Source organism: Anaerovibrio slackiae, assembly GCF_009695585.1.
GTDB classification, from domain to species: Bacteria; Bacillota; Negativicutes; order Selenomonadales; family Selenomonadaceae; genus Anaerovibrio; species Anaerovibrio slackiae.
This window is the reverse complement of record NZ_VUNR01000009.1, coordinates 57,121-82,501: the sequence shown is the minus strand read 5'-3', so window position 1 is coordinate 82,501 and position 25,381 is coordinate 57,121. Positions and strand designations below refer to the sequence as shown.

General features: G+C 48.1%; 19 protein-coding genes. 4 read left to right on the top strand and 15 right to left on the bottom strand.

What is annotated here, in order from left to right:
- Positions 1–61 precede the first annotated feature (61 nt).
- The 13 genes from rfbH to FYJ84_RS06250 all read right to left on the bottom strand — a co-directional run bounded on the left by rfbH (position 62) and on the right by FYJ84_RS06250 (position 15,844).
- Positions 62–1,378, bottom strand: a complete 1,317-nt coding sequence (gene rfbH / locus FYJ84_RS06310; protein ID WP_154406750.1) for a lipopolysaccharide biosynthesis protein RfbH — start codon at positions 1,376–1,378, stop codon at positions 62–64.
- A gap of 13 nt (positions 1,379–1,391) precedes the next feature.
- Positions 1,392–2,630 (bottom strand): UDP-glucose dehydrogenase family protein, encoded by a 1,239-nt coding sequence (locus FYJ84_RS06305; protein ID WP_154406749.1) that lies wholly within the window; start codon positions 2,628–2,630, stop codon positions 1,392–1,394.
- Positions 2,624–3,718, bottom strand: a complete 1,095-nt coding sequence (locus FYJ84_RS06300) for an NAD-dependent epimerase/dehydratase family protein (RefSeq protein ID WP_154406748.1) — start codon at positions 3,716–3,718, stop codon at positions 2,624–2,626. Before FYJ84_RS06300 ends, FYJ84_RS06305 begins: the two co-directional genes overlap by 7 nt.
- Positions 3,719–3,734: 16 nt before the next feature.
- Positions 3,735–4,508 carry a glucose-1-phosphate cytidylyltransferase gene (gene rfbF / locus FYJ84_RS06295; RefSeq protein ID WP_154406747.1) on the bottom strand — a complete coding sequence of 258 codons (774 nt, stop codon included), beginning with the start codon at positions 4,506–4,508 and terminating at the stop codon, positions 3,735–3,737.
- Between the two features lie 67 nt (positions 4,509–4,575).
- Positions 4,576–5,592, bottom strand: coding sequence for a glycosyltransferase family 2 protein (locus FYJ84_RS06290; protein ID WP_154406746.1), 1,017 nt, complete (start codon positions 5,590–5,592; stop codon positions 4,576–4,578).
- Between the two features lie 58 nt (positions 5,593–5,650).
- A complete protein-coding gene (locus FYJ84_RS06285) occupies positions 5,651–6,742 on the bottom strand; it encodes a glycosyltransferase WbsX family protein (RefSeq protein ID WP_235901375.1) in 1,092 nt (363 codons plus the stop codon).
- A 72-nt stretch (positions 6,743–6,814) separates the two neighbouring features.
- Positions 6,815–7,672 carry a glycosyltransferase gene (locus tag FYJ84_RS06280; protein ID WP_154406744.1) on the bottom strand — a complete coding sequence of 286 codons (858 nt, stop codon included), beginning with the start codon at positions 7,670–7,672 and terminating at the stop codon, positions 6,815–6,817.
- 14 nt (positions 7,673–7,686) lie between these two features.
- Positions 7,687–9,180, bottom strand: a complete 1,494-nt coding sequence (gene wbaP, locus FYJ84_RS06275; protein WP_154406743.1) for an undecaprenyl-phosphate galactose phosphotransferase WbaP — start codon at positions 9,178–9,180, stop codon at positions 7,687–7,689.
- A gap of 276 nt (positions 9,181–9,456) precedes the next feature.
- Complete coding sequence (locus FYJ84_RS06270) at positions 9,457–10,860, bottom strand: FAD-binding oxidoreductase (RefSeq protein ID WP_154406742.1); 1,404 nt, start codon at positions 10,858–10,860, stop codon at positions 9,457–9,459.
- Positions 10,857–12,053, bottom strand: a complete 1,197-nt coding sequence (locus FYJ84_RS06265) for an electron transfer flavoprotein subunit alpha/FixB family protein (protein ID WP_154406741.1) — start codon at positions 12,051–12,053, stop codon at positions 10,857–10,859. The genes FYJ84_RS06270 and FYJ84_RS06265 overlap by 4 nt, the downstream gene beginning before the upstream one ends.
- Before the next feature lie 54 nt (positions 12,054–12,107).
- Positions 12,108–12,899 carry an electron transfer flavoprotein subunit beta/FixA family protein gene (locus FYJ84_RS06260; protein ID WP_154406740.1) on the bottom strand — a complete coding sequence of 264 codons (792 nt, stop codon included), beginning with the start codon at positions 12,897–12,899 and terminating at the stop codon, positions 12,108–12,110.
- 150 nt (positions 12,900–13,049) lie between these two features.
- On the bottom strand, positions 13,050–15,218 hold the full coding sequence (gene ldhH, locus FYJ84_RS06255) for an L-lactate dehydrogenase (quinone) large subunit LdhH (protein ID WP_154406739.1): 2,169 nt from the start codon (positions 15,216–15,218) through the stop codon (positions 13,050–13,052).
- Positions 15,219–15,220: 2 nt separating this feature from the next.
- Positions 15,221–15,844 (bottom strand): LutC/YkgG family protein, encoded by a 624-nt coding sequence (locus FYJ84_RS06250; RefSeq protein WP_154406738.1) that lies wholly within the window; start codon positions 15,842–15,844, stop codon positions 15,221–15,223.
- A gap of 430 nt (positions 15,845–16,274) precedes the next feature.
- On the opposite strand from FYJ84_RS06250, the gene FYJ84_RS06245 reads away from it, so the two are divergent.
- Positions 16,275–16,979 carry a FadR/GntR family transcriptional regulator gene (locus FYJ84_RS06245; RefSeq protein ID WP_154406737.1) on the top strand — a complete coding sequence of 235 codons (705 nt, stop codon included), beginning with the start codon at positions 16,275–16,277 and terminating at the stop codon, positions 16,977–16,979.
- Between the two features lie 131 nt (positions 16,980–17,110).
- Positions 17,111–18,742, top strand: coding sequence for an L-lactate permease (locus tag FYJ84_RS06240; protein ID WP_277008743.1), 1,632 nt, complete (start codon positions 17,111–17,113; stop codon positions 18,740–18,742).
- Between the two features lie 105 nt (positions 18,743–18,847).
- On the opposite strand, the gene uvrC is transcribed toward FYJ84_RS06240, so the two are convergent.
- Entirely contained in the window at positions 18,848–20,320 is a 1,473-nt protein-coding gene (gene uvrC, locus FYJ84_RS06235) for an excinuclease ABC subunit UvrC (protein WP_277008748.1), read from the bottom strand.
- Between the two features lie 263 nt (positions 20,321–20,583).
- Between uvrC and FYJ84_RS06230 the strand changes: the two genes are divergently transcribed.
- Together FYJ84_RS06230 and FYJ84_RS06225 are read left to right on the top strand one after the other, a co-directional pair.
- Positions 20,584–21,042 (top strand): S-adenosylmethionine decarboxylase family protein, encoded by a 459-nt coding sequence (locus FYJ84_RS06230; protein WP_328596344.1) that lies wholly within the window; start codon positions 20,584–20,586, stop codon positions 21,040–21,042.
- A gap of 155 nt (positions 21,043–21,197) precedes the next feature.
- Positions 21,198–22,040, top strand: coding sequence for a menaquinone biosynthetic enzyme MqnA/MqnD family protein (locus tag FYJ84_RS06225; RefSeq protein WP_154406733.1), 843 nt, complete (start codon positions 21,198–21,200; stop codon positions 22,038–22,040).
- 98 nt (positions 22,041–22,138) lie between these two features.
- Here FYJ84_RS06225 and FYJ84_RS06220 read toward each other — a convergent pair whose 3' ends face one another.
- Complete coding sequence (locus tag FYJ84_RS06220) at positions 22,139–25,252, bottom strand: pullulanase X25 domain-containing protein (RefSeq protein WP_154406732.1); 3,114 nt, start codon at positions 25,250–25,252, stop codon at positions 22,139–22,141.
- Between the last annotated feature and the right edge of the window lie 129 nt (positions 25,253–25,381).

The following is a 25,381-nucleotide window of genomic DNA, read 5'->3' as shown; positions in this document are numbered from 1 at the left end:
CCGACGCATATAGTGAATTTTTTTACTACATGCGTCGATTATCATCTATTATAAAAATCAATTACAATACAGCATCTTTAATAATAGTCGCAATATATTCAAGCATATCTTTGGTCATTCCAGGATAAACTCCTACCCAAAAAGCATGATGCATTGTATAGTCAGTATTGGTCATTTCACCAATTACACGATAATCTTTCCCTTCTTCTAAACTCTCAAAGCATGGATGACGCAAAATATTTCCAGCAAAAAGCCTTCGTGTCTGTATATTATGTTTTTCTAAATAATTTATGACTTCCTCACTACTTTTAGAACATGTATCTTTTACAGAGATAATAAAACCAAACCAGCACGGATCCGCATGCTCACCTTTTTCAGGTAAAATAATCTTATCTTTAACATCTTGTAGTGCTGCGTTTAAGTATTCCCAATTAGCACGTCTTTTCTTTATAAATTCTGGCAATTTTTTTAACTGTGCACAGCCAATTGCAGCCTGCAAATCAGTGACTTTCAGATTATAACCTAAATGTGAATATACATACTTGTGGTCATAATTTGCAGGCAAAGTGCCATATTGTCCTGAAAAACGATGCCCGCAAGTATTGTCCATTCCACCAGGACATGTACAATCTCTCCCCCAATCTCTTAATGAACGCACAATTTTATTTAAAAGTGGATTGCTAGTATAAACTGCCCCACCTTCTCCCATAGTCATCTGATGTGCTGGATAAAAACTTGATGTACCTATATCACCAATAGTACCTGTTTTCTTTTTTTCACCATTTAAAACATACTCTCCACCAAGAGCATCACAATTATCTTCAATCAACCAAAGATTATGTTTTTTACAAAAATCCGTAACTTTTTTCAGATCAAAAATATTTCCAAGGCTATGAGCTATAAATACAGCCTTTGTTTTTGAAGATATAGCTTCCTCCAGTTTTTCTACATCTATATTGTAGGCAGGTATAGCTATATCTACAAATACTGGCACCGCACCACTCTGAATAATAGGTGCCACGGTAGTAGGAAATGCTGCTGCTACAGTTATAACCTCATCACCTTTTTTTACTCTACGCTCCTTCAACAATGGCGATGTCAGTGCCATCATTGCTAATAAATTTGCAGAAGAACCTGAATTTACAACAGAACAATATGGCACCTGCAGGAATTTAGCTAATTCTTTTTCAAATTCTACAGTATATTTGCCAGCAGTAAGCCAAAAATCCAATGCAGAATCAATAACATTTATCAATTCATTCTCGTCATATACTCTCCCGGCATAATTTATTCTGTTACCTGGATGGAAAATTTCTTCATTCTTGTTTTCAGTATAATAATCCTTTACCAATTTAAAAATTTCATTTTTTGTAACCATACTTATTGTCCTTTCAATCTAACATATACCTGCAATCAATAACATCTTTTCCTGTAAAATCTATTTTTTTAAATTCATCCCAAGCAGTTGCAATGACAATCACATCATTAGCATTACAAACGTCTTCCGCTTGATTACAAAATAGTATTTTTATATCTGGATAGCGTTTTCTAAATTCCCCGACAGCAACAGGATCATACGCTGTAATTTCCACATTTTCTTTGGCAAGTTCACGAATGATACGCGCCGCAGGAGTATCTCTTACATCATCTGAATTAGGCTTAAACGACAGCCCCAAAACGCCAACCTTATTCCTATCACCTAACTTCTGCAAAATTTTATTTACCATAACCATGGTTCTTGATTCATTCGTCTTTATTACTTTCCCGAGGATTTCAGGAACAAACCCTTTCTCCGTGGATTGAGCATAAAATGCACATGTATCTTTTGGTAAACAATAACCACCATATCCACAACCTGGGTAAACATAAGACGTCATATCGCAATCATTCCATCTACGATCCATATGCAAAATCTTGAATGAAGTTGCTACATCAATATCTCCAAAATTATCTGCCGCTTCGGCCATTTCATTAGAATAACTTATCAAAGTAGCTAATAAAGTATTGGATAAATATTTAATAAATTCACCTGTAGATAAAGACACGGTAAACACAGGAACATCCATGGATGAATATAACTCACGTAATTTCTCTGCAGCATATTCATCAGAACATCCGCAAACAACTCTATCTGAATTGATAAAGTCTTCCCAACAATGACCTTCCCTTAAAAATTCTGGATTATTGGCTATACTTATATTTTTAGACACAGTGCCTTTATTCTGTACATATGGGATAATTTTTTCTTTCGTTGTCAATGGTGGGATTGTTGATTTTGTTACTAATATTCTTTTCTTATCATCTTTTATTGCATCTATCGTCATATCAATTGCAGAAAACAGATACTTCAAATCCGCACTTCCATTTTGCCCATACGGCGTGCCAACACAATAATAAATATACTCACTATCAGCTACAGCTGCTTCTATATCATTTTCCAAAATGATATTTTTTCCTATATGCTTTTGTAACTCCTCCTCCATATACATTTCATGAAATGGAATTTTTCCTGACCTCAATGTTTCCATACGCTCTGTATCTATATCAATGCCATATACTTTGTGTCCCATATGAGCAAATCCAAGGGCCGTAGTCAGTCCCACAAATCCTAAACCAAATACTGTTACCATACTAAGTTCTCCTTTTCACTTTCCTTGATAAACTCCAAAAATCTTCTAACCCCCTCATGAACACTAATTTCCGGCTGATATTCCAGCAAACTTGCAGCTTTATCAATACGGGGACACCGCCTCTGTGGATTGTTTGTCAAATATTCTTCATCCTCCGAAGTACTATACTTAATACTTCCAGTATAGCCAAAGATCTCCTTGCCTGCCTTTTGATAAATTCCTGCTAACTCCAAAATGCTAATTTCAGGTTTATCAATACCTATATTGAAATAATCATATTTCCCATATAACATAATTTTTAAATATCCTGCAATTGCATCAGCTATATAACAAAAAGTACGTTTTGGAGATCCATTTGATAAAATTACAATATCTCTATCATTCAAAATATCATTAGCAAAATCTGCTGGAACACGTTTATCATTTATCTTCATTCCAGGTCCATAATTATTAAATGGGCGTGCTACTCCAATCGGCATGCCGTACTTTTTAGCAAATAACATACAAATTGTTTCTCCAAACCGTTTAGACTCATCATAACAAGCCCTAGGCCCAGTACAACTAACATCACCATGATATTCCTCATCTGTTGGTACTGCATCGGCAGCAGGATTGCCATATATTTCACTAGATGAATAGAACAAAAATCCTTTTATATTTCGTGATGAATAATAATCCAACAAATGGCGCAATCCCCATATATTTGCATCCAATGTTTCTATTGGATATTGCCTGTAAAATATAGGAGAAGCTATTGATGCCATATGTATAACATAATCCACTTCCTCTGCACATGAAATATCAGCAATGTTATCATTGATAATATCAAATTTTTCTACTTTAAAACATTCATCTTCTGAAATTTTATCTAGCCACTTAGGTTTCCCAAGCATAAAATTATCTAAGCAAATTACCTTCTTCAAGGATAATTCTTTACGATAATAATAGAAAAAATGTACATAATAGAATCCTAAAAAACCTGCAGCACCCGTGATTAAAATTGTCGAATTTGATAACTTATTTTTTTCTTCCTTAGATAATTTCTCATAGGTATACTCTAAATCTCGTTTTAATGAATTATTTATCATGTCAACCAACCTTTCTCTACCAAACTTTCCATGGAGCTTTATTATTTTTCCATAAACATTCCAACACCTCCATCTCGCGCTTCGTGTCCATGCACTGCCAGAATCCCTTATGCTGATAGCTCATCAGCTGGCCTTCCTTTGCCAGTGTCATCAGTGGCTGCTGCTCAAAAACGCAGCTGTCATCAGTCAGATAATCAAAAACCTGGGGCTCTAGCACCATATAGCCTGCATTTATCGGTGCACTGTCCTTGGCGGACTTTTCCCGGAAAGAACGCACCGCATTGTCACCGCCAATATTCAAAACGCCCTTGGACTGGTCCAGCATAACAGCCGTCAAAGTTGCCAGCTTGCCGTGGGCTTTGTGAAAATCCACCAGCTTGGCAATATTTACATCACATACCCCATCCCCATAGGTCAGCATAAAAGTTTCATCGCCTACATATTTCTGAATCCGCTTGATGCGCCCACCTGTCATGGTATGCAATCCCGTATCAACTACAGTCACCTTCCAGGGCTCGGAATGCTGCTCATGCAGTATCAGCTTGTTGCCCTCCGTCAAATCAAAAGTAACATCGCTGGTGTAGATAAAGTAATTTTTGAACCATTCCTTGATATAATGCTGCTTATAGCCTGCACAGATGACAAACTCATTGAAGCCGTAGGCAGAATACTCCTTCATGATGTGCCACAAAATAGGCTTGCCACCTATTTCCACCATCGGCTTTGGCTTGAACTGGGATTCCTCGGATATGCGTGTGCCAAATCCCCCAGCTAATAACACAACCTTCATCACAATCCTCCTGCTGAAATATCATAAAATTAACGACAGCCTGCTACCAATCTGCTGCATCTATCAGCTAATTTTTAGCAAGCAGCTTTCTGAATATCATCTTGCCCCACTGGAACACCTTTGTATTCTTATTCTGTTCCCAGTGAAATATAGCCTTAACAAGCATTTCAATTTTGCATTTGCGCAATTCCTTTTTATAAAATGCCAAATAATCTTCATAATAATCCTTGGCACCATAGCAACGCTGAATAGCCATGTGCAAATTCTCCTGCTCTCCATAGACGAGGTTTTTATCTGCCTGACATTCTGCCAGTACCAGATATTGAGTAAAAAAACGATACAGCAAATCCTTTTCCACCCACGCCAGAGTTTCCTCCGCAATGCCTCCCCCGCCGCCATATCTTCGCAAAATCGCCAGCATATTGCCGTGAAAAACCTTGAAAATCCCATAGCTTACATCCTTGCTCTTGAGCTGCGGCACGGTGCAGAATAACTTTCTGATGATGATGCTCCGCCTGCTGCCTGCCATTTCGCAGCTTTTACGTACCTGCCACAAAGACAGCCCGCAATCTGCCGTATCAGACTCCAAGCCGATACAATCCTCATGCCACAGGGAAAAACCGCCTATCCAGCTAATAAAAAAACTGATATTTTTTACATATTCATCAAGGCTGCTGCAAGCTATTTCCTGCTGTCCCATGCCTCCATTTTCAAAAAACAAAAATGGCTTCTCATGCTGGTATTTTTCCACCGCCCGGCAAAGCTCTCCCAGATGTCCCTGCTGAATCTGCAATGTATCGTTGCACAATCTGTGCAGCTTCCCCCTCCCCCTGCTCAAGGCCAGAGGAAAGTTTCTATCCCTGATATTTTCTGAATTGCGAAAATAACGGATATTGGCATACTTATTTATATATCCCTGCACCATTACCCCGGTATCATCTGTTGATGTGTTATCCGAGATGACTATTTCCACGCAGCCGGATAAAAACTCAGGCTCCCTGATATAACGCTCAAGGCTTAGACGCAGATATTCACTTCTGTTGTAGGTAGGTATACAAATACTTACCAACGGCTGAGAATCCATCCAACCACTCCGTATCTTCCTGTCATTTATTCAGCAACTCCGAAGCTTCCTGATATTTTTACGGACTTTCCACAGTGCTCTGTTCCTTCTCCACTATATACATAGCTTCTGCCAATGCCTCCAGATAGCTATATCCATCCTGCTCAGTAGGTTCCAGGACTGCCCCTTCTGCCCACTCATTCCAGGCATTAATCACCAAAAAGCTGTCATCATATTCACGTTCCCTGTTCAACAGCAGCCTAGTTATATAACCTGCAAATTTTTCTGGCGTCGCTCCCCTGACTATCATGGCACGCTTCCCCTTGCGAGGACTGTTATCCCAGCTTACAAAGCCGCTGCGCCAGATTTTCTTGCCATAAATACGCCGTTTGTTCAGCAGGCATTCCCATAGAGAGTCATAATCCTGAAAATCAATCCTGCCCATTTTTTTGCAAAACAACCTTTTCGCCTTGTCCAGTGCCGAAATAGCATACCTGGCAGTGCACAAAGGCTCAAACTCCACAATCACATCAGTAGTATGGCTGTGCAGCCCGGAATTGAAGGAATTGACAAATTCTGCCACATACACCCCGTCAAAGCCATGCTGCTGCGCCAGCTTACGCCAGCAGGCAAGCATATCGTCAAAATCCGTAATTCTATGGCAGGAATAAATGAATATGACCGGCTTGTTATCTATCCTGATATATCTCTCATCCTTAAAAAAGGGCAGAAGATAGTCGAAATGAGCTATCCAATCAAGACTGCTTCCATATTTCTGCTGCATCAGCACATCATGTTCCTTGCCGTCCCATGTCCTTGCCCAGCTTTCATTTGCCCAGCAAAAACAATATTTAATGTCAATATCCTTGTTGTGCAGGAGCAACTCGCAGGGCTTTTCCAGCAGCTTTTTCCCGCTAAACCAGTAGTGGTAATAGCAAAAACCATATATGCCGTACTGCTTTGCCAGCTTCGCTTGCTGCCTGATTGCTTCCGGTTCGGACAGGTCATAATAGTTGTTATTTAATGGCACAACTGGCTGCTGATGCCCTTTAAATAATGGTCTTGCCTTCCTGACATTCACCCAGTCAGTAAAGCCATCCCCCCACCAGCTGTCATTTTCAGGTATCCTGTGATATTGAGGCAAATGCAATGCCAGAACCTTGGTCTTCATCAAATTCCTTATCTCCATAACTACGTTACTGCGACAACTTGCAAATATAACTATGTCAGCTTACAAATATGACTATGGCATCTTGAAGCTGATAAACCGCACCATATCCAGCAAAATAATTTTTACTATCCCCGCAATACCATTTTCCTTGCCGATACGCTTCAGCTGATATTGCAGAAGCCTTATTCCCTCGCCGCCGACACCGCCAAAGCTAGCCTGTAGCCATGGATTTTCCCGCTGAAATGCTCCCATTTTTCTGTACCTGAGCCACATTTCCCTGAAATCCGGCTCATGGGAATGCTCAACCTCTGCCTCTGCCATATAGGCAATTCTCTTGCCCGACAGCAGCAGCTTGCCTGCCACATACATGTCCTCACAAATGTCAATAGCTGGAAATCCACCAATTTGTCTTAAATCCCTTAGCCGATAGGCTGCAAAGGAATCCGATAAAAATGCTGTCTTAATCCCCAGCTCATCCTTATCCTTCAAGCTCTTGAGCCTGCTGACAGGCGGATAATTAAACTCCCTGTCCACTGCCGCATACAGGCTTGCCCCCAGATGCGGTAACTGCCTGCCATACACGGCTGCCACATCAGGATTTGCAAAGCCGCGCAGCAATTTTTTCAAGCTGTCCCTGTCAGGCATCCTCACATCCTGAGTCAGCAGCACGGCTATATCTATATCAGCAGATAACATTTCTACCGCCTGCTGCCGTGTTCCTCCGTGACTGAAATCTTTTCTAAGTATGCTATTTACCTGCCAGCCATATTTTTTTGCAATTTCTTCAGTACCATCTGTGGACGCTGAGTCAATTACCAGCCTGTACCCCGGCTGCAGAGTCTGAGCCGCAATTTCTGTCAGCAGGCTTCCAAAATCATGTCCTGCATTACAGGTAGGTATTATCAGGGCAACCTTATACTTTTGTTCCATTCAGCAGCACCTCATCAATAGGCTCCCTTTTTCTCCAGCACGGCACTAAAGGTTTTCAGCAGATATTTCATGTCAATCCACAGGGACCAGTTCCTCACATACCAGGTATCCATCGCCACCCGTTCAGCATAGGTAGTATCACTCCTGCCACTGGTCTGCCACATGCCTGTGATACCAGGACGTACCATATAGTATTCCCGGATGTGCTCACCATATTTCTCTATCTCTGCCTGAACTATGGGACGCGGTCCCACCAGGCTCATTTCCCCCTTCAGCACATTGAACACCTGGGGCAGCTCGTCCAAGCTGGTCTTTCTAAGCCATGCCCCCAGCCTTGTCACTCTCGGGTCATTGGTCAGCTTGAAGCTTTCCTCCCATTCCCTGCGGGCGGCAGCATTTTCTGAAAGGTGCTTCACCAAGACCTCATCTGCATTTGACACCATTGTCTGAAACTTGTAGCAGGGAAATTCCCTTCCGTTCCTGCCGATGCGGCGATGAGCAAAAAAGATGCTTCCCTTGTTATCTATGCCGACAAGTATTGCCACCAGCAGCAGAACCGGCAATATGAGCAATGTGCCACAAAAGGTAACTAGCATATCAAAAGCAAATTTCAGCCAGCGATTATACCAGCGCGACAAATTATTCTTGCTCTTGATAAGCATCAGCTGCTCCACAAACAAAGTGCTTATCTCAACGCTGCCCAAAGGCGAGCCTACCAGCCCGGGCACGAAGACAATCGTATCCGTCAAATGCTGTATGCTGTACATAAGATTGCGCATCCGCCCCTCTGATAATCCCGGCACCGCAAGAATCACTGTCCTGATTCCCTGCTGCCTGATGACATCCGGAGCCTCCTCCAGTCCACCCAATACAGGATATTTGAGAGGCAGGGCTGCTGATACAGGATGATCATCCACTATACCGATTATCCTGTAATAATAGCAATAGTCATGTTCCAGATAAGCCAGCAGCCTGTCTGCTGTTTTCCCGGCTCCTATAAGCAAAGCCGGCTCCTTGACCCGCTCAATGCTATGCAGCACACAGCCGACAGTATACCGCATAATTGACATGTACAACAACAGGCACACAAAAAAGCATACGGCATAATACCTGGAAACCTGCATGCTGTTCCGCATGAGAAAAATCATCAGCATACAGATGAGAAATCCGAAGCAGCACCCCTTGAACACATCCCTTGCCATATCCATTGACGGCCTGTTAAACTTGTAGCCATTACTGATGAGCATAATCAGCAGGAACATTCCAGGTATGTATATATACTGATAATCCCACGGCAAAATCATCTGCTGACTCGCCTGAATCCTAAAAATACTTTGCATTATCAAAGCTGTTTTCTCTGCAACGATAAGTGATACATAATCTATCAATACATGCAATGCCAGCACTATATACCATCTGTAATCTGCCACCCCGACATTATGAAATAGACACAAAATTACAACTCCTAACCCATGGTACTTATCCACAGTTTTCTCTTTGTCTTTCATTATAGCATATTTGCCCCCCCCCACAAGACATTACTGTAGCAATTACTTTTTATTTCGCGAACCTTGTGGGACCGAAAATTCCCAATCCCCTATACGGAAGGCTGTTTCCATAAAAAAACGTAACCAAAATGATAAATCTTGGCTACGCTACACATTATGTATTAAATTACCAAATCTTTTTTCTCCATCAGAAAAGCCCCTGTGCCACAGCGCAGGGGCTTTCCCGTTTGTTAGGGATTTATAGGGAGTTATAGGAAAGCTTCAATCGGTTATGGATCAATCAAAGCAAACCTTACGAGGATTCAGAATGTTGTTAGGGTCGAAGGCCTTCTTGATACCGCGCATGATTTCTACAGCGGCAGGGTCCAGGTCTTCCTTCAGGTATGGCTTCTTGGCAAAACCGATGCCGTGCTCGCCGGATACCTTGCCATCCATGGTGCGAGCCTTGGCGTACATCTTCTCCATAGTATCGTTGAGCACCTTCTCCCATGCTTCTTCATCCAGGTCATCCCGGAGGATGTAAACATGGAGGTTGCCGTCACCGGCATGGCCGAAGCTCTTGATGCGGACATGCATCTCATCCTGCAAAGCATGTACATACTCTACGAACTCGTTTACCTTGTTGCGAGGCACAACAACGTCTACCTCGTCCATCATGGTAGTGGAGCCGCTGATAGCCTGCAGGAAGGAGCCTCTGGTCTTCCAGATGGCATCTGCACGCTCATCGGTATCGGCAATCAATACATCGATGGCACCCTGCTCCAGGCAGAGCTGGGCAACTGCATCATAATCCTTGGCAATATCCTCAGCATTGCTGCCATCGAACTTCAGCAGCAGATATGCATCTGCCTGATTGTCCGGGAAGCTCTGACCCAGGAAATTCTCTGCGTCCATGATAACCTCCCGCTCCATGAACTCGATGGCGGTCGGGGTTGCCTTGGACTTTACAATCAATGGCACAGTGCGGATGGCCTGAGCCAGAGTAGGGAACGGTACCAGCAGGCTGACAGCCTTCTGAGGCAGAGGCAGCAGCTTCAGGATAGCCTTGGTAACAAATGCCAGGGTACCCTCGGAACCGATAATCATATCCTTCAGATCGTAGCCGGAGCTGTTCTTTACAACCTTGCCGCCTACTTCCATGATGGTGCCGTCAGCCAGGACAATCTCCAGGCCCCGGACGAAATCACGGGTTACACCATACTTTACAGCGCGCATGCCGCCTGCATTGGTGCTGATGTTGCCGCCGATGGTAGCAGTCTTCTCACCTGGATCAGGCGGATAGAACAATCCCTTCGGCTCAACATACTGATAGATCTCCATCAGCAGTACGCCCGGCTCCAAAGTCAGGGTGAGGTTCTCCTCATCCAGCTCCAGGAAGTGGTTCATGAGAGTGGTGTCAATCATGATACCATGCTCTACGGCTACTGAAGCACCTACCAGGCCGGTACCTGCGCCACGCGGGGTAACGGCGATGTGCTCCTTGTTGGCATACTTCAATACGCCGGAAATCTCCTCAGCAGATGTAGCGCGCACAACCAGATCCGGATAGGACGGGGTTGCAGTCAGCTCATCATGGCTGTATTCCTCATTTATCTCATCTGCCCAAAGAATGCGCTCACGCGGCACAATCTTGGCAACTTCAGCTAAATCCTGCTCAGTAAGTTTCTTGTACTCGCTCATGCCAAAGCCCCTCCCTGCTTAATCTTCTCAATCAGCTGCGGTACGATCTCATAAATATCGCCAACCAGGGCGTAGTTCGCTACCTTGAAGATAGGAGCCTCCGGGTCGGAGTTGATAGCTACCACCTGCTCGGAGTTGTTCATGCCTGCTACGAACTGGATTGCGCCATGCACGCCGCAGGTAATAATCAGCTTCGGACGTACAGTACGGCCGGACAAGCCAATCTGGCGGTTGGCATCCAGCCAGCCTGCCTCTGCCAGAGGCCTGGTGCAGGCAATATCGCCGCCCAGGGCATCTGCCAGCTGGCGGATCATATCCAGGTCCTCAACCTTCTTGAGGCCGCGGCCTGCTACTACCAGCACATCGGCACTCTCGATGGTCTTTACCTTCTCCTTCTTGACAATGCCAAGCACTTCCATGCGAGCCTTCAGCTTGTCAGCAGGAACCTCCATCTTGACAATCTCGCCCTTCGGCTCAGCAGAACGCTCAGGGGCATTCATAATCTTATAACGTACAGTTGCCAGCTGCGGACGGGTGTTGGAGCAGAGAATCTCCGCCATGATGTTGCCGCCGAAAGCAGGACGAATCTGTACCAGGTCGGTGTTGTCATGCATCTCCAGGATGGTGCAGTCTGCGGTAAGGCCGGTCTTGAAGCGGGCAGCCACCCTCGGTGCCAGCTGACGGCCTACAGGGGTTGCGCCTACCAAAATAGAAGAAGGCTTCACCTCGTTGATGTACTGCTCAAAAGCAGCGGCATAGCTTTCAATCTTGAAATCCTTCAGCTCAGGGGTATCTACCACATAAACCTTGTCTACGCCGTAGTGCAGCAGCTCCTGCGCCTTGTCGCCGATGTCGCTGCCCAGGAACAGAGCCTGTACAGGATGGTTAATCTTGTCAGCCAGCTCACGGGCCTTGCCCAGAAGCTCCAGGGTAACAGGGTGGATTTCACCCTCTACATGGTCAACATATACAGTGATGCCCTTCCAAAGGCTCTTGTCAACCTTTGGACCGGTTTCTTCCTCAACAAATTCCATGGCGCCCGGCTGGCCCTTCTTTACGCACAGCTTGCACAGCTTGCAGGCGGCATTGATTTCCAGCTTGCCATTGTTGTCCTCCAGAGCCTTGAATGGGCAGAGGGCTACCATAGCAGCGATATCTGTTACTTTATCCTGATGAACTATCAGTCTTCCCATTTCGCATTATCTCCTTTTCTGGTCGAAATCATAATACACACTTTTCCTGCCAAATCAGGAAATAAATTTCAGCTGCTTCAGCTTGCCGTGCAGCTTGTCAGCCAGCTCGGCACCGCTTCCTGTCCAGGTTTCCTGTTCCTTGTCGGAAACCGGCGGGAAAATACGCTGTACCTGGGTAGCTGAACCAGAAAGTCCATAATGGTTCTTGTCCTGATCCTCCATATCCTTCAAGCCATATACGGCAATCTCGCGCTTCTCGGTTGCCTTCTTCAGCTTGTAGGAAGGGAGGCGCGGCTGGAGAATATCCTTCTTTACGGTGATGAGGCATGGGAACTGCACCTTCAGCTGCTCAAACTCATGAGCCATCTCCATGTCCACAAAAATGGCGTTATCCTCCACCTTGTCAATCTTTGCCACGTTGCATACGCAAGGGATGTCCAGAGCCTCGGAAACCTCCGGGCCTACCTGTGCCGTATCGCCGTCAGTGGTCTGCAAGCCGCAGATAATCACATCGAAATTGCCCATCTTCTTGATGCCCTGTGCCAGAGTGTAGCTGGTAGCCAGTACATCGGCACCGCCGAAAGCCCTGTCAGATATCAATGCACCCTCATCGGCACCCATGGCAAAAGCCTCACGGATGATGGTGGCGGCTGGCGGTGGTCCCATGGTAATTACACTCACTCGGCCACCATACTGCTCCTTCAGCTTCATGCCGCACTCCAAGGCATACAGATCATAAGGGTTCATCTTGCTGTCAGCACCGTTGCGCTTCAGCACGCCGGTAACCGGATCAACCTCTACCTTATTGGAGCCTGGAACCTGCTTAATACAAACCAAAATTTCCATATTGAATTTCCCCCAATAGCATCGCTCTAAAAAATACTTCTTCTACTCAATACCGCCGGCTGCATTTTCCCCTCTATGCAGCACCAGCAGCATATATGCAGCCGGCAGTACAATATTGTGACTTTATTAATCCTTGCAGTCTGCCAAGGCTTACAGCTTCTCAGCCAGCAAATCAGCAATGTGCTTGGTCTGAATGCCGGTATCAGCCTTGTCCAGGCCGCCGCCAATCTGCATCATGCAGGCAGGGCAAGCCACAACGGCGGTAGTTGCACCGGTGTCCTTGATGTTCTTCACCTTCTCATTCAGCATCGGGATGGAAACCTCCTGATACTTCATGCCGAAGGAACCGGCCATGCCGCAGCACTTGTCGCAGTTGTGCATCTCCACCAGCTCAACGCCAGGAGTTGCATCAATCAAGGCTCTCGGCTCCTCATAGATGCCCAGGCCACGCTTCATGTGGCAGGAATCATGGTAGGTAACCTTCTCGCCGCCCCTTGCATGAGTCAGGCGGCCGGTCTTCTCATACTCCTGAGCCACGAACTTGGAGAACTCGCATACCTTGCTGCAGAATGCCCTTGCCCTTGCCTTCCACTCAGGATCGTTCTCAAAGAGCTTCATGTATGTCTCCTCGAGGGTTTCCGTACAGGTCGGGCAGGCGGACAGAATCACATCTGCACCAGTCTTCTCAAAGGCGGCGATATTCTTTTTGGCGGTCTCCTTGCCTGCCTCACGGTCACCGATGCCCAGGATCGGCTTGCCGCAGCATGCCTGCTCCATAGGATATACAACCTCCATGCCCAGGCTCTGGAGCACCTTCACCACGTTCTCACTGGTATCAGCAAATACGAAGTCCATGTTGCAGCCGCTGAAGTAAGCAACCTTCTTCTTCGGCTTGGAAGGATTCTTCTTCATCAACCGCTCAACCCTGTCACGGAACGGCTCGCTGGCAATGGTAGGAAGGCTTCTGCCCTTGGTCATCTCCTCCATAAAGAGAGGCAGATGGCGGATGAACTTGCCCTTCTTGAACGGAGCCTGACCGATGGCACCGGCCTTCAAAAGCAGCTTGTGGAACAGGCCGCGGTCGTTCAGCACCATGTTGAACATAGTCTTGTCCATGCCCGGCGCGCCATGCTTCTGTACATAGCGGCTGCGCAGCTCGTCAATAATATCAGGAATTGGAATCTTGCCCGGGCAGACAGTAGTACACTTGCGGCAGCCAATGCACAGGTCACTGAACTGGGCAAAGGTCTCTACGCCGTTAAAGAGGCCGGTGAGGATAGCACCGATACCGCCGGAGTAGATATGGCCGTATACATGTCCGCCTACCAGCGTCCAGATAGGGCATACATTCAGGCAGGATGCACAGCGCACGCACTGATAAGCCTGCTGGAATACAGGGTCCTTGGCTGCCTCAAGACGGCCGTTATCCAGGATGATAACGTACTGCTTGCGGTCTTCCTCCACCACCTTGCCCTGGTCATTCTTGTAGATAACCTTGGTAGGGCCGTCCACCATGGTCATGTAGCTGGTCATGCGCTGGCAGGTACCATTGCGCGGCAGCAGGCGGAGAATCTTGGCAGCATCCTCGGTAGTAGGAATCAGCTTCTCATAGCCGATGAGCACTACGTGGATTCTCGGCAGGGTAGTTACCAGGCGGGCATTGCCCTCATTGGTAACCAAACCAATGGCACCGTTCTCGGCAATACCGAAGTTGGCACCGGTGATGCCCATGTCTGCCTGCAGGAACTCCTGGCGGAGATTCTTGCGGGCCAGCTGAATCATGTTCGGGATATCCTCGCCAGGCACATCAATGTGCAGCTCCTGCTCGAACATCTCCGCACACTGATAGCGGTTCAGATGGATAGCAGGCATAACCATGTGGGATGGCTTCTGCCCCTTGATGGCGATCATCCACTCGCCCAGGTCTGTTTCCTTCACGCGGATGTTATGGTCCCCAAAGCACTCATTGAGGTGAATTTCCTCAGATGCCATGGACTTGGACTTTACTACGCGCTTTACGTTGTTTTCCTTGCAGATCCTGATGAGGTATTCCTTTACTGCATCGCCATCCTTGGCGCGGAAGACATGAGCCCCTCTCTTTTTGAGGCTTGCCTCGAACTCATCAGCCAGCTGGTTGATATGCTGCACCGCATCGTGCTTCATGGCACGGAGGCTCTCCCGGAGCCCCTCAATATCCTGTCCCTTGTAAGCGTTCAGGCGGGAGCCAGGATACTGCTCTGCAAACTTGGACAGAGCGCCCTGCATAATATCGTCCTTGAGTTTTGCCTGTATTTCCTGTTTCAGATTACGCTCTGCCATGATTAGTTACCCTCCCCAAAGTCTTCTACTGCAATAATCAGGAGCTTGTTTGGCCCGTGCACGCCCAGGCTCAGCACACGCTCAATATCTGCGGTACGGCTAGGGCCGGTAACAAAGCCAAGGTAGCCTTTATCAAAAACACGGCCGATAATCTTGCAAGCAACGCTTACATTCTCCACAACATAATTCGCATTCACAAAAACGATATTTACATAAGGAAGCATAGTAGCAACACGAGCTTCGTAGGAATAGTTGTCAACGCACAGGCTACCGGTCTCTGCCACGCAGAACTCAGCGGTGGAAATACCTATATCAGCAGTAGCGCGATGCTCATAGATATCGAACTTGTCCGTATACACGGCAGTACCTGATGCGGCAATCCTGTCATAAATCCCCTTCAGGGCAGGATTTTCCTCACCGCCTACAGCCATGATGCCGCCACCCGTGCGGTCAGCATACTCCTTCAAAAGCTCTTGAAGCTTTGCCTCGCCTTCGGCAAAGTTCTTCACCCGGAACACCTCTGCGGCAGCTGCCTTTGCATTGGTCTCAAAGTCATTCCAGTACTCAGCTTTCACAAGGCCCTCCCCAAAGGCCTGCTTTGCCCAATCACGGCATACCTTTTCCATAAATAACTCTCCTTTTACCTAAACACTCTCATACACATTCTGATTAAAAATCATAAAACGTACAACATGATTACATTATTACATCGTTGCGGAATACTCATCACATCGTTTACTGAATACTCTCACAAATTTTCATCTCGCCAAAGATACAACCTGCAATTTGTACAATGAATTTTAACAACTCCATTAAACCATACAATACAAAATTTGTCAACAATAAATCGAAATAATCCTATTATGCACTGACTTTTGTCGCGTTTTTTCAATCAAGAAAAAAATTCCTAAAAAATTTTCCAATTAAAGCAGGATTTTTAATTGTTTTGTCGAATAGCATATATTAGCCAAAGATAATATGAGTGGCAGAGTTGTTTGACATATTTGTTCACTCGCTTCTGTACGAATGTGCAATGTTGATAAAGGGGTCTTTTTCATGGCGTTGGTTAAAGGAAAAACATTAGTCGAGCAGACAACAGAAAAGATTATCGACTATATTACTGAAAACAAAATGCAGCCTGGTCAGCAGCTGCCCACCGAAGCGGAGTTCACCGCGGAGCTGAATGTCAGCCGCGGCACGCTGAGGGATGCCTTCAAGGTGCTTATTGCCCGGAATATACTGGAAGCCCGGCAGGGATCGGGAACCTTCATTGCGGAAAACATGGGCATACCTGATGACCCGCTGGGGCTTACCTTCATCTATGATGATGATGCCCTGGCCCTGGACATGCTGGATGTACGGCTGATGCTGGAGCCTGCTATTGCAGGCATGGCAGCTATCAACGCTACCCCGGCCCAGAAGCAGCAGCTGCATGAGCTGACCAAGACCCTTGCCCGGCATATTGCGGATAATAACTCCTATGCCGACGATGATGGACGCTTCCATCAGCTGATAGCCGAGGCCAGTGGCAACAGAGTCATTGGCAATCTTACCCACATTCTGTTTTCTTCTATTTATAAGAATATTGAGCTTACCCTGAACGTGCAGAAGGAAAGCAACACGCTTTTCTATCACAAGAAGATCTTGAAGGCCATCAATGAGGGGAATGCAGCCGCAGCCAGCATGTACATGAACATGCACCTGTGCCTGCTGAAGGACTTCATGCTCGACAAGTACGCCAAGGATAAGGAGTCATCCTGACCTGTATTCTTAAAAGAAGGGATTATGGAATGTCCAAGTGACGAACTTTTAAGCCTTTAGGATGTTTAGAGGTTTATTTGAAGAATTTGATGTTTTATATTCTGTGAATGAAATGTTAGGAGATGAATATTGTGTTAGCTATAATCGCAGCAATTCCTATTATCCTCACCATTATTCTTACAGTGGGCCTGAACGTACCTGCCAAGAAGGCCCTGCCTATGGCATGGGCTGCCTGCGCCATCATCGGCCTTGCCTACTGGGGCATGGATGTTACCCACGTTGTTGCCTACACCATTACAGGTTTCCTGGGTTCTATTGATACGTTACTGATCATCTTCGGTGCTATACTCCTGATGAACATGCTGAACGAAGCCGGTGCCATGCGCCGCATCGAGGCCATGTTCAACGGCATCACCGAGGATGCCCGCATCCAGCTGGTTATCGTAGGCTTCGCCTTCGCAGCCTTCATCGAGGGTGCGGCCGGCTTCGGTACTCCGGCCGCCATCTGCGCACCGCTGGTTATCGGCCTTGGGGCGCCTCCTATGGCTGCCGCCCTGGCCTGCCTCATGTTTAACTCCAGCCCTGTACCATTCGGTGCAGCCGGTACCCCTACCAACTCCGCTGCGGAGATTATCAAGGACGTGCTGCCATCCATCGGCGTTACTGACCTGAGCCTTTTCAAGCAGGATCTTTCCTTCCTGTCCACCATCGGCATGTGCGTTGGTTCCCTGGTCATCATCTGGCTGGTAATCGGCGTTGTCTGCATGAAGTTCGGCAAGAATAAGTCCTTCTCTGATGTATTCCCGGTAGTTCCTTTCTGCCTGTTCACTTCCATCGTGTTCAGCTGCGTTTCCATTCCTGTTGCCAAGGTTATGGGTGCCGAGCTTACCTCCCTGGTAGCCGCTGCCGTAACCATCTTCGCTACCATCGGCGCAGCCAAGGCAGGCTTCCTGATGCCAAAGGAGATTTGGCGTTTCCCTGGCACCGAAATCAAGAAGGATGCCAAGAAGCAGGATACCCAGCACTCCATGTCCCTGCTGAAAGCATGGACTCCGTACCTCCTGGTTACCCTGTGGCTGGTAGTTACCCGTGTGCCTCAGTTCGGCATCAAACCTCTCATGGGCTCCTTCCCTATTACCATGACCAACATCATGGGCGTTGAGGGCGCAAGCTTCACCCTCAAGTGGCTGAACAACCCTGGCCTGTTCCCATTCATCCTGGTTGTATTCATCGGCTTCGCCATGTACGGCCTCAGCGGCAGCCAGATCAACAACGTGCTGTACAAGTCCTACAAGCAGCTGGTAGGCGCTACCATTGCCCTGCTGTTCGGCTTCGCTATGGTTTACCTGTTCCGTTATTCCAACGCTAACGTATGCGGCTATGACTCCATGCTGGTAGCTATGGCAAAGGGCATGGCTGACCTGGCAGGTGCCAACTACTTCTACATTGCTCCTGTCATCGGCTCCGTCGGTGCCTTCATGTTCGGTTCCAACACCGTATCCAACATCATGTTTGCACCGCTGCAGTTTGCTACCGCAGACATCCTGAACATTCCTCATATCGTTATCGTGGCACTCCAGAATCAGGGCGGTGCTATTGGTAACATGGTCTGCATCAACAACATCGTAGCAGTGTGCGCTACCACTGGCATCGTAGGCGCCGAAGGCAAGATACTGAAAACCACGGTGGGACCTTGGTTCGTATACTACCTGATTGTTATCGGCGTCATGTTGCTGCTGATGAATCTGGGCATAGCCGGCTAAGTGCCGTGCCATTGCACCATGCATTCGTCATTCCTCCGGCAGGGCTGCCGGTAATTAACAAGTAAACAGACAAAAAATAAAAGCTCACAAGCCGGCATTGATTTGCTAGTTTGTGAGCTTTTCCTGTGCCCGGAAAAAGTTATATACGGCTTCCGCCGAAGGCCTGTTCATGCCGGGTATGGCTGCCATTTCCTCCGCAGCAGCCTCCCGTATCCTGTCTATGGTGCCATAGTGCTCATACAGGAGCTGCCGCCTTTTCGGCCCTATTCCCTCGATGTGGTCCAGGACGGAGACCAGGTTCCTCTTGCCCCGGAGCTTTCTGTGATAGGTGATGGCGAAGCGGTGAGCCTCATCCCGAATGCGCTGGATGAGGAACAATGCCTGGCTGTCCCGGGGCAGAATCACCGGCTCTGACTCTCCCTCGCAGAAGATTTCTTCCTCCCGCTTAGCCAGCCCCACCACCGGCACATCAAGATGCCCTGCCCCCCGGATAATCTCCAGAGCGGAGCTCAGCTGCCCCTTGCCGCCGTCAATGACAATCAAATCAGGCATATCGGCATCCTCTGCCCCGTACCGCCGCATGGTCACCTCACGCATGGACTTGAAATCGTCCGGCTTGCCCTCGGCACTCCTGATCTTGAAGCGGCGGTAGTCAGACTTCTTTGCCGTGCCCCCTTCAAAGACCACCATGGATGCCACGGTTTCCGAGCCCTGATTGTGGGAAATATCGAAGCACTCCATGCGATAAGGCGGCACTGCCAGCCCCAGATATTCCCCCAGCTCCTCCATCGCCCCGATGGTCTGGGCATGAACCTTTTCCTGAATGACGAACTCATCATCCCGGGGCTTTGCCACAAGCTTCTGCATCTCCGACAGCTTCTGCACCGCCAGCAGCTGGTCCCGAAGCCTGGCTGCCAGCTCAAACTCCAGCTCCTCTGCCGCCGCCTCCATCTGGGACTTCAGCTCCGCCTCCACCTGCTTCGTCCTGCCATCCAGGAACAGTAACACCTTCCGTATCATGCTCCTGTACTCCTGACGGCTGACCTTGCCCAGGCAGGGCGCCAGGCACCGCCTGATGTGGTACTCCAGGCAGGACTGCCCCGGCCTCAGATTGCGGCAGGAGCGCAGGGGAAACATCCTCTTTAAAAGCTTCAGGCAGTCCTTCAGGGCCCCGGCATCCGTATAGGGGCCGAAATACCGCGAACCGTCCTTCACCAGCTTTCTGGTAATGAATACCCGGGGAAAATCCTCCTTGGTGGTCACCTTCAGATAAGGGTACATCTTGTCATCCTTCAGGCTGATGTTATACTTGGGACGATATTTTTTGATAAGCTTGCACTCAAGAATCAGTGCCTCCACCTCTGTCCCCACCATGATAATATCAAAATCCGCAATCCGCGCCACCATTGCCTTCACCTTGGCTGAATGGCTTTTATTGTTCTGAAAATACTGGCTGACACGATTTTTCAGCACCACTGCCTTGCCCACATAAATAATCGTCCCCTCCGCATCCTTCATGATGTACACGCCGGGACTGTTGGGCAGCAGGGCAAGCTTTTCCGCAATTATCTCATTTATCATGCATTTCCTGCTCCTGACTATCGCTTTCTATTGCTTTATTGCTTTATTGCTCTATTGCTCTATCACCGCACGAAGCGTTTTCTTCCATACATATGCCTATGATAGCCGCATATATGTATATTATAACCGCTGACAAGCCGAAAAATCCATAGCTGGCAAAATATTTGAACAGAATTTCCCAATCTTTTAGAGAATAATCCCCTGCTCTTTACTTCATTTAGCCAATATCGTATAATAGTAATGAATATAAAGAATAAGGGGTGTATCAATTGAAAATCCTAGCCCGTCATCTCACCATCGATATGTACAAATGCAAAGAGTCCTGCTTCACTGACATGGAGCAGCTTGTGGATAAACTGAAAACCATCCTTGCAGAAAGCAAGCTGGAGGTTGTTTCCGGCATGCATCAGCTGCTGCCGGACGGACACGCTGCCATCATGATTCTCTTTAACGAAGGCCACATGACCGTGCATGCCTTCCCGGAGCTGCGCTACATCTCTGCCGACACCTTCCTGTGCCAGCAGAATGCTACCCCGGAGCTGCTCTTTAACACCTTCCGCAAACTTTTCAATCCGGAAAAGACAAAGACTACCCTGTTAAAGCGCGGTGACTTCGGCTCTGTCACTGACATGAAGCCCAAGTACAAGACCAGGACTGCACCTATCCGCAAAATCCGCAATACCGGCAACAAGGTAATCAAAATCCTTACCCGCAAGTAACCACCAAATCCCTGCTGATAGCCGGCAGGGATTTTTCTTTGCAAAAAAATATCCATGTATACAATGATATTTTCCTAAACAAACAGATAAAAAAAGTGTATAATATTAAACATGTGAAATATTGCAGAGTATTTTCTGCCAATCGGAGGGATTTCATGAATAAACCACGTTTGGGGCATATACATTTTCTCAATGTACTGCCCCTGACCTACGGTCTTAACAATCTTAACCTGAAGGAAGGGCTGGAGCTGAGGAACGGTGTTCCGGCTGTAATGAACAATGACCTGCTCACAGGCCGCGTCGATGCCAGCGAGGTCTCCTCTATTGTATATGCTCGGAATTATGAGGATTTGCTGGTACTGCCTGACCTGTGCGTCAGGGCAGATGGCGAGGTGCGGAGCATTCTTTTGGTGTCAAAAAAGCCAATCGAGGAAATCAACGAGGATAAAATCATCCTTACCGCCCAGTCCGCCACGGCTCACTGCCTGCTGAAAATCATCATGGCAAAGGCATACGATGCTTCACCCCGCTATTATACCAGGAACCTCACCCCTGCCCATCCAGTGCCAAACGATGCCACGGCCTCCCTGCTCATCGGTGATGATGCCCTCTATGTGTACCATCACCAGCAGAAGGACAAATACTATTACTACGACTTGGGACGGGAGTGGAAAAAGCTCACCGACCGCTGCATGGTCTATGCGGTATGGACGGTGCACAAGAGCTTTGCCCAGGCAAATCCTGAGGGCGTGCAGTTCATCTACGACCGCCTCTACCGCTCCCTGCAAGAGGGCTGGAAAAATAAAAAAGAGGCTATCGCCTCCATCATTGACAAAAAGCCGTTCACTGAGCGGCAGGTATCAGAATATCTCAATGTCATCAAATGGAACCTGACTGAGGAATACCTGGACAACCTCAAGGTATTCTACGACCTGGCTTATGAGCAGAAGCTGATACCCCGCCGTCCGCGCATCCGCATGGCCGATGTGCAGCGGTAAATTGACTTGCAAAAAACTCCCCCATGCAGCTTGTTTAAGCTGCATGGGGGAGTTTTCTTTATCTCTTATTCACTGTAATTAACTAAATAAACCAAAGCTTATTTCTTAATCATCATGCGGGCCTGGTTCTCACCCAAATCTACCACCAGCCGGCCGCCGGAAACAGCTGCCTGGAAGCTGCTGTCAAGGGCATCTGCGAAAACAGTGCCATCAGCAAACTGACCGGCAGGAATAACCACCTGCTGTGCCTTGCCACGGTTCAGTGCTACAACTGCTGCCTCGCTGCCATTGGTACGGGCATAGGCAAAAATGTCGCCTTCTGCCTTCAGGGTGTTTACATCGCCATGAGCAAAGAGCTGCTTGTGGGCATTGCGCACACCCATTACCTGCTTGTAGTAAGCAATCAGCTCCTTGTCCTCATTGCCCCACGGATAGGTGCGGCGGCAATCAGGGTCGGCACTGCCGTATACCCCTGCCTCATCGCCATAGAAGAAGGTCGGCATGCCAGGATAGCCCAGAATGAATGCTGCGGACAGCTTCAGCCTTGCCTTGCCCAGCTCATAGTCAAAGTCCTTCAAGGTAGCCTGCGCTACAGACTCCTGACCGCCGCCGAACTTGTAGATGGCACGGACGGTATCATGGGAATCCACGATGTTCATCAGGTCATAAAGTGCCTCCCGCGGATAATTCTGCTGGAGAATTTTCAGCTCGTCATCTGCCGCCTTGGCATCGCCCCTGTTCAGGAACAAATCGCCTACGGCAAAGGACAGCTTGTAGTTCATAACGGAGTCAAACTGGTCACCGGTCAGGAACTGGGTACCATCCTGCCAGATTTCACCCAGCAGCAGCGGCTCCTCGCCCTTGGTGGTCTTGATCTGCTTTACAGTCTTGCGGACATTACGCCAGAACTCTGCCGGAATCTCCTTGGCCACATCAAGGCGCCAGCTGGACAAGCCATCCTTGAACCACTTGGTGATTACGGCATTGTCCCCATAGAGGAGATACTCACCCAGGCTTGACTGCTCATTCAGCAAATCCTTGTCACTGAACGGTACCAGGCTGGAGTAGCCCTGCCAATCATGGTAAGCGTACTTCTCGCCCATCTCGTCTACGGCCTTCTGATTCTTGATTTCAAACCAGTTCTCCCACTGATATGGGCTGAATACCTGTCCCTCGGCAATGAGCTGCTTCCTGGCTTCTTCCTTGGCTGCAGCTTCCTTCATGCCCTTGGTGTTCATCAGGTCATAAACACGGGACCAGAACTCATAGGCGCCTACCCACTGATACTTGCCATAGCGGTCAAAGTAAATGGAATCATCGCCTACATGGTTGAACACGCCATCCATAATCAGGTGCATGCCACGCTTGTCCATCTCAGCCACCAGCTGCTGGAAGTCCTCCATGTTGCCCAGCAGAGGGTCAATAGTGCCATAATCTACTGTATCGTAGCGATGGTTGGAGCAGGCGCTCATCATCGGGTTCACATAGATGGCGGTAATGCCCAAATCCTTCAGATAATCCAGCTTCTGGGTGATACCTGCCAGGTCGCCCCCGAAGAAGTCGTTGCAATCCTGGGTATCTCCATCCTTGTCAGGAGTCTTGCTATGGTTTGCCGGAATATCATTCCAATCCCTGTGCTGGATTGGCTGATTGCCCCTGGCAGTGGTACGGGCGTTGTCGTTGGACTTGTCACCGTTGAAGAAGCGATCAGGGAAAATCTGGCAGGTGATGGCTTCCTTTGCCCAGTCCGGGGTATGGTAGTCAGCAGTATACACTGTCAGCTGGAACGGCTTGGCTCCACGCAGTGCTGTAGCACCGATGTTGCCAGGACGGGCGTCATCACCGTACTGAAGCATATCATTCAGCAGGAAGGTATAGCCGTACATGCCGTTTTCCTCCGGGGTAATGGTTACAGACCAGATATCGCTGCCATCCTCAGTGCCAGTCTTCTGCATGTCGTAAGTTACGGTCTTGCCTGCGGCATAATCAGGGTTGTACTCGTCACCGCCGTTGGCAGTAATCTCCGCCTTGGTCAGTACCAGCTTGGCGTTCTGCACATCACCCTGCTGGGTGCGGATGGAGAGCTTGACAGCCTCCCCTACCTTGGCTGGCTGGAACGGAGCGCGGTATGCGGTATCCCAGGTGTCATGTACTACCTTGTCAGGATGGATGCTGCCATCGTCTACGATGAGCTTTTTGCCGGCAAAGTCATAGTAGAAGCTTGCCTTGCCGTCCTGGCGGACTGTTACCTGCTGCTTTATTGCCTTCTGCCCCTTCTGCTTGATTTCGGCAGTGTAAGTGCCTGCCTTTACATCCAGGGTGGTCTGATAGAACTTGTCCATCAGGAGGTCGCGCATTACCTTGTCACCCTCCAGGGCTGCAAAATCGCCGCCCAAAACTGGGAGCTCTGCATCCTTCAGCATTTTGTAGCTGTGGCTGTCCTGAATCTTATGGGTAATGTCATTGTAATAGAAGGTAACTTTTTCCGGCTTGTCAAGGGTGAGCTGTACGTTGGCTCCATCGAAATTGCCGTTGAGGCCGTAGTTCTCTGCCCAGCTGCCGTTGACGGAAATCTTGTAGAAGTAAGGGCCTGCTGGCAAGTCCATGGTGTAGGCGTAGAAGCCGTTGCCGATATCCTTCATCTCAGTGGTTTTGTCGGCAGGGTCCCAGTCCTTGGCGCCACCGGCACGGGTCTGGACAGTGCCTGTTACTACGAAGCTGCGGCCGGCGGAGGCCAATGCTGCCTGTTCTTCTGCCATGTCCTCGTAGTCATATGTTACGATGTGGGTTGCGGCATCGTAGGTAAATGTTACTTCGTGGTCATGGAGAAGCCTCAGGGCAATGTTTGGGCCGTCCTTGACGCCGTCCTTGCCGTAGTTTTCATCCCAGCTGCCGCCGATGGCAATCTTGAAGTCGTAGTTGCCTGCGGCCAGCTTGCCGGTGAAGATGTATTTGCCGTTGCCAGCCGGCTGGAATAAGGTTGCCCCATCGGCAGGATTCCAGTCAGAAGCAGCTCCCAGCTCATCCTGAAGGCTGCCTACTAATACTACATCGCCTGCACCTACTGCACTGGCGGCCTCTGTATGTGCTATCCTCAGCAATGAGAGGCTGTCGAAGGCTGTTGGTGCGGTTACAAGGGCTGATGGTGCAGCCAATAAGGTCAGGGAAAGCGCCATCCCCACTGAGCGCTTTAAAATCTGCTTGCGGTTCATGTTTGATACTCCTTCTTTCTTATTCGTTAAAGTTCGTGCAAACACAGTATTTGTTAGTGCATACACTGTGCTTTCTGTTCAGACCTTTAGGCAGGGCCATGATAGTGCCCATCAAAAACACACTCTCGC

Bases quoted from the DNA above. Each gene is read 5' to 3' on its own strand.
- rfbH (WP_154406750.1), bottom strand. From the start codon at position 1,378: ATGGTTACAAAAAATGAAATTTTTAAATTGGTAAAGGATTATTATACT.
- FYJ84_RS06305 (WP_154406749.1), bottom strand. From the start codon at position 2,630: ATGGTAACAGTATTTGGTTTAGGATTTGTGGGACTGACTACGGCCCTT.
- FYJ84_RS06300 (WP_154406748.1), bottom strand. From the start codon at position 3,718: ATGATAAATAATTCATTAAAACGAGATTTAGAGTATACCTATGAGAAA.
- rfbF (WP_154406747.1), bottom strand. From the start codon at position 4,508: ATGAAGGTTGTGTTATTAGCTGGGGGATTTGGCACACGCATATCCGAG.
- FYJ84_RS06290 (WP_154406746.1), bottom strand. From the start codon at position 5,592: ATGGATTCTCAGCCGTTGGTAAGTATTTGTATACCTACCTACAACAGA.
- FYJ84_RS06285 (WP_235901375.1), bottom strand. From the start codon at position 6,742: ATGAAGACCAAGGTTCTGGCATTGCATTTGCCTCAATATCACAGGATA.
- FYJ84_RS06280 (WP_154406744.1), bottom strand. From the start codon at position 7,672: ATGGAACAAAAGTATAAGGTTGCCCTGATAATACCTACCTGTAATGCA.
- wbaP (WP_154406743.1), bottom strand. From the start codon at position 9,180: ATGAAAGACAAAGAGAAAACTGTGGATAAGTACCATGGGTTAGGAGTT.
- FYJ84_RS06270 (WP_154406742.1), bottom strand. From the start codon at position 10,860: ATGAGCGAGTACAAGAAACTTACTGAGCAGGATTTAGCTGAAGTTGCC.
- FYJ84_RS06265 (WP_154406741.1), bottom strand. From the start codon at position 12,053: ATGGGAAGACTGATAGTTCATCAGGATAAAGTAACAGATATCGCTGCT.
- FYJ84_RS06260 (WP_154406740.1), bottom strand. From the start codon at position 12,899: ATGGAAATTTTGGTTTGTATTAAGCAGGTTCCAGGCTCCAATAAGGTA.
- ldhH (WP_154406739.1), bottom strand. From the start codon at position 15,218: ATGGCAGAGCGTAATCTGAAACAGGAAATACAGGCAAAACTCAAGGAC.
- FYJ84_RS06250 (WP_154406738.1), bottom strand. From the start codon at position 15,844: ATGGAAAAGGTATGCCGTGATTGGGCAAAGCAGGCCTTTGGGGAGGGC.
- FYJ84_RS06245 (WP_154406737.1), top strand. From the start codon at position 16,275: ATGGCGTTGGTTAAAGGAAAAACATTAGTCGAGCAGACAACAGAAAAG.
- FYJ84_RS06225 (WP_154406733.1), top strand. From the start codon at position 21,198: ATGAATAAACCACGTTTGGGGCATATACATTTTCTCAATGTACTGCCC.
- FYJ84_RS06220 (WP_154406732.1), bottom strand. From the start codon at position 25,252: ATGAACCGCAAGCAGATTTTAAAGCGCTCAGTGGGGATGGCGCTTTCC.